The following is a 1,769-nucleotide window of genomic DNA, read 5'->3' as shown; positions in this document are numbered from 1 at the left end:
TGGTGCTATTCGTGGCATCGCTACTGCAGCGGATTCGTACAACCTGATGAACGCGCGCCTCAAGCTGGCGACCAGTTCGCAGGAGGAATTCAACACTGCGCAAACCGAGCTACGCAGGATCGCAGTCGACACGCAGACGCCGCTCGAATCGCTGGCGACCTTGTACCAGCGCATCAGCCGCCCGCTGAAGGAAGCCGGCCGCAGCCAGAAGGATATTCTTGCAGTCACCGAGGCCGTGGCGACCTCCTTTCGAGTCTCGGGTGCGAGCGCTCAGGAGGCCGAGAACGGCGTCATCCAGTTCGCCCAGGCGCTCGGCGCGGGCGCGCTGCGTGGCGATGAATTCAATAGCGTGGCCGAACAGGCGCCGCGCCTGATGCAGGCGCTTGCCGACTCGCTCAACGTGCCGATCGGATCCTTGAAGGAGATGGCCGCGCAGGGTCTGCTGACTGCCGATGTGGTGACTTCCGCACTGGTCGAGCAGCTGGCTGTGCTGCGAACAGAGGCGGAGAGCCTGCCGGAGACTGTTGGCGGTGCGATGACTGCATTGTCGGATCGCTGGAGCGAAGCGGTCGGTCAGGCCAACGTTCAGCCGCTGATCGATGCGATCAACAGCTTGGGAGATACGCTGAGTGACCCGGTAGTGGTGGATAACCTGGTGGCGTTGGCTTCAGCCTTGGCGACACTTGCCGGTACAGCGGTCGATGGCGCCTCCGAGTTTGTGGACTTGGGCAAACGCATCGGATATGTCGCGGCGAATGCTGCTGGAATGGTCACCGAGTTGGATAAGGTCGATCAGGAGATTGCCGACATTGATCGCAGCCTGGCCGGTACCGGGCTGAATACTACGCTCGCCGGCATGTGGTTCAGTGAGGACGAACTGAAAGCGAAGCGGGAGGCGCTGGTCGCCTTCCGCGCCGCGATAGTCGAGCAGCAGGCCGGCATGAATGCCGAGCTGAGCGCCGCGGCATCCGCTGCCGCCGCTCAAGCAGAGGCGGAGCGGGAAAAAGAGATCAAGTCTCGCAACGCCTACATCGCCGAACTGAAAACCCAGCAAGAGCGCATGGTGACTGCTGCCGAGAAGGCCGCGAAGGATTTGGTCGCCGCCGAAAAGAAGGCCAACGCCGATCTGGAAAAAGTCCGTGACGATCGCGTGAAGATCGAACAGCGCTACCAGGAAGCGCTGGCCGGCATGAACTCAGGTGGCGAAGCATCCTACGGCGCGGCACAAGCCCTAAAGGTGGGGGCGCGTGAAGCACTGCGAGCCGGCGATGTTGAGGGCGCGCAAGCTCAGGCGCAAGCTGCGCTGAAGATGCTCCAGGATCTGCAAGCCGCGGGCGAGAACACCTATGGCTTCGGAGGCTTTATCGGCGAACTGCGCGATATCGAGCTTGCCGCCAACGACATTGAGCAGAGCCGCGCAGAGCAGAAGATCGCCGACATTAAACAAGAGATGCTGAATCTCAAGTCGGCCGCTGCCGAGCTTCAAGATATGCCCGTCAGCGTGAAAATGGACGACGCAACGCTTGCCCAGGTCCAGTCCGCACTGGATGCGCTGGCCAAGCGCGAGATCATCGTCAAGGTCGGCGCGCAGTACGACTTCAGTCAGCCCTACACACTGCAGGATCCCGGTCCGGCGCCTCAAGGTTTCGCCACTGGCGGCCTGATCCGAGGCCCTGGCACCGGCACCAGCGACAGCATCCTGATGTATGGCTCCAACGGGGAATACATGATCAAGGCGGCTGCCGTGCGCAAGCTGGGGTTGCCGATTC

At 62.1% G+C, this 1,769-nt stretch carries 1 protein-coding gene; it reads left to right on the top strand.

Translation table 11 applies throughout. The annotated features are described in order from the left end of the window. On the top strand, positions 1-1,769 hold a 1,769-nt coding region (locus tag EA795_RS20525), incomplete at both ends, for a tape measure protein (protein ID WP_147456330.1).

Source organism: Stutzerimonas nitrititolerans, assembly GCF_003696285.1.
GTDB classification, from domain to species: domain Bacteria; phylum Pseudomonadota; class Gammaproteobacteria; order Pseudomonadales; family Pseudomonadaceae; genus Stutzerimonas; species Stutzerimonas nitrititolerans.
This window is presented reverse-complemented; position numbering and strand designations above follow the sequence as displayed.